This is a genomic window from Stygiolobus sp. CP850M (genome assembly GCF_037389425.1).
Taxonomy (GTDB): domain Archaea; phylum Thermoproteota; class Thermoprotei_A; order Sulfolobales; family Sulfolobaceae; genus Stygiolobus.
Genome location: NZ_JBBHKR010000044.1, coordinates 1 through 3,463, shown reverse-complemented (window position 1 = coordinate 3,463; position 3,463 = coordinate 1). Strand labels below are relative to the sequence as shown.

The window sequence follows — 3,463 nt, the reverse complement described above, 5'->3', positions numbered from 1 at the left end:
AATCCTAACGTCGGTAGCAAAGGCTCCTCTTTCGTTTACGAATAGCGGGTTTATGTCCATTTCTTTAATGTCGAGGTCTACTATCATTCTCGAGACAGTAATTATAGTCCTTATTAGAGATCCTTCATCATAACCTCTTTTTCTTGCATGCAACATGTCATGAATCTTACTCTCTTGCAACAATTCTTGTGCCTCGTCTTCGTACACTGGGGATAATGCATAGGAAACGTTTTTCAGGACGTCAACGTAGATTCCACCACTTCCTACCAACACAACATGCCCGAAAACTGGATCCTTCAGTCCCCCCACGAATATCTCTAAACCTGAAAGTTGCTCCTGAATTAACACTCTTTTTGTCTGCTTGCTCAACTGTTTATATACTTCTTTAACCTGATCCTTTTCAACGTTTACAATTACTCCTTTCAACTCCGTTTTATGAAGTGGCTGGTCAGGAGAGATCTTCATCACAACCGGATAACCTATGTTGTCTGCAATTCTCTGAGCTTCATCTTCGCTCTCTGCTACACCCCATTTAGGCGTCCTGATACCGTAAATTTCCATTAATTTTAACGCTTCGTAATCACGTAAAGTAGACTTTCCTTTAGTGAGTTCAACAGCAGCCTCGATGGGTTGTGCTACTCTTATTTTCTTTCTAGGCTCGGGTTTCTTAACAAGATACCTTATTGCCTTAACGGCATCTTCTGGGAAAGTATACGCCGGCATTCCAGCGCTCTCGAGTATTTTAAGTGCAAAGTCCTCATCGAGACCCATCGTTATTCCGATTATTCCCTTTCCCTTATAAGATGTGATAACCCTAGCTACGTCAGAGCAGCTTACCATCGGTAAGGCTTGGACTATTACTAGTTTAGTACAGTCTAAGTTAGAGACAACTTTTAGCGCAGACAAGTATCTGTCTCTGTTAGCATCTCCGGTTAAATCTAAAGGATTCTTAGGCATTGAGGTAGGAGGTAAGACTTTCCTTAATTCCTCCTGCATCCATGATGGTATTTCAACTAACTTCAACCCGTTCTTTTCGATTTCGTCAGAAGTCAAAACGCCATGTCCTCCTGAATTAGTGATCACTAATATTTGATCTCTTATAGGTTCGGAATACATTAGTATCTTAGCTAGGTTTAATAGGTCATGGAGGTTTTCAACTAAAATTCCTCCACCAGTCCTCACGGCAGCTCTGAAAACTTCAAATGAGCCAGCTAAAGAGCCGGTATGGGTTTTAGCTGCTGCAGCACCGTTAGATGTTGTTCCTCCTTTCAGGAATACTACTGGTTTTCTCTTAGTTACTTCAGGGAGAGTCTCTAAGAAAGCACTTCCGTCTGATACTCCTTCTAAATACACGAATATTGATTTAGTTTCGGCATCATGTGATAAGTACTCCAACACCTCATACTCCTTTACATCAGCCTGATTGCCTAAGCTCACCATATAACTTATGCCTATTCTGTTTTTCTGGGCCCAGTTTAACATGTAGACCCCTAGCCCACCGCTCTGAACCACTAGTGCGATATTCCCCCTCTTGACATCGGAGTAGGCGAAAGTAGCGTTTAACTCTGGAGTAATAATTCCAAAGGTATTAGGCCCTAATACCCTAATACTACCTTTCCTAGCTATATTGATAATCTCGTTCTCCAGTTTTTCCTCTCCAACCTCCTTAAACCCAGCAGTTATCACTATAGCAGCCTTGACTTGTTTCTCGACTGCTTCTTCCATTACAGTCGGTACTGCTTCTCGGGGAACTGTAATTACTACTAAGTCTACCGGGTCTGGGATCTCTTTTACGCTTTTAAAAGCCTTTATCCCTTCAACGTCCTCAGCCTTCGTGTTCACTGGATATAATTTGCCGTGATATGTTGCGAGTAAGTTTCTGAAAACAACGTTTCCTACCTTTTCTTTGTGCCTCGAAGCTCCTATAACAGCTATACTCTTGGGTTTAAACAGAGCATCTAATGTCATAACTTTCTCTTTTTGAAATAATGTATAAAAATTTTTAATTCGGCCTTTAGGTGGTAAATCATTAATCTAACTCTTCTACTTTTAAAAATCTAGTAGTTTCCCCTTTATCTCCGTATACTCCTCCGACTATAACTATAAATCCCTTATGACCCATTTGAATCGCTTCTTCTCTAGCTCTCTTTACAATGTCGTCCAAACTTTTTAATTCCTCCACTTTTTTGGGGGATACACCGTAACATATTTTCAGGATTTTAATTAAGTCCTCAGACGGTGTTAAGGTTATTATCGGCACAACAGGTCTTAATCGTGATATTCTTAAGGCTGAGGATCCAGTCCTAGTATATGTTATGATAAGTGAGGCGGAAGACAGTATGCTAGCTATTACTGCAGAATATGCTACAGCCTCATCAACGTTCATGTATAGCTGAGTCTTTTTAGGTTTGAAAGTTCTTTCGACGGATATTATCAGATCGTTTAAAGTCTTAACCGCTTCTAGAGGGTACTTACCCATAGCAGTCTCGTCACTTAGCATTATCGCATCAACTCCTTGTGAAACGGAATTCGCTACATCAATAGTCTCCGCTCTTGTAGGTAAAGGAGAGTTAACCATTGACTCGAGAACTTGTGTAGCTAGAATGACGGGCTTACCGTACTTTCTTGATACGTTAACTATTTTCCTTTGTGTCTGAGGAAGATTAGGTAGTCCTACTTCTACACCTAAATCGCCTCTGGCGACCATTATTGCGTCAGCTTCCTTCACGATATTTTTCAAGTTCTTGAGGGCAGCTTTCTTCTCGATTTTAGCTACGACCCAAGCTTTTCCTTTTACTACTTCCTTAACTTTTCTGATATCGTCCTCACTTACCACAAAAGATAAGCCTATGTAGGTTGCACCTAAATTTAATGCCTCTTTTAAAAGCTCAAGATCCTTTGGAGTGATCCCTAAAGGAATATCGGCGTCAGGGATATTAATCCCTTTTCTTGAAGTTAGCAACCCTCCTTCTTTTACTACGCCCTTAGCTGAGTTTTCATTGACTTCAGTTATTTGTACTCTTATTACGCCATCGGCTATGAGTACTTCAGTCCCTACTTTTATCAGTTTAAAGAAAATAGGATCTTCAACTGGAATCCCTTCATCTCCGAAGGTTAATAGATCACCGTTTTTTAATGTGATAGGTTCTTTTTCTAATACACCTATCCTTAGCTTGGGTCCCGGTAAGTCTACTAGAATAGGAGCTCTATTATTGACCAGTTCAAAATATCTTTTATGCTGATCTTTGTCCCCATGGGCAAAGTTCAGCCTTATAATGTCTACGTATTTCAGCAACTCGTCGATGACTTTTTCGCTAGCAGGACCTAAAGTCGAAATTATCTTTGTTTTTCTTTTAGACATACCTAAGAGATCCCTTGCTTTCTCCTTGGACATTACCGAATTTGTAATTTATTTTAGCTATAACTAACATCCCAGCGTTTCTAACTGTATAATATGCGTTTA

2 protein-coding genes are annotated in these 3,463 nt (G+C 40.2%); both read right to left on the bottom strand.

Annotated features, from left to right (window positions below; translation table 11 throughout):
• On the bottom strand, positions 1-1,968 hold a 1,968-nt coding region (locus WIW89_RS03890), incomplete at its 3' end, for an acetate--CoA ligase family protein (RefSeq protein WP_337719826.1).
• 61 nt (positions 1,969-2,029) lie between these two features.
• Positions 2,030-3,361, bottom strand: a complete 1,332-nt coding sequence (pyk, locus tag WIW89_RS03885; RefSeq protein WP_337719825.1) for a pyruvate kinase — start codon at positions 3,359-3,361, stop codon at positions 2,030-2,032.
• Positions 3,362-3,463 lie beyond the last annotated feature (102 nt).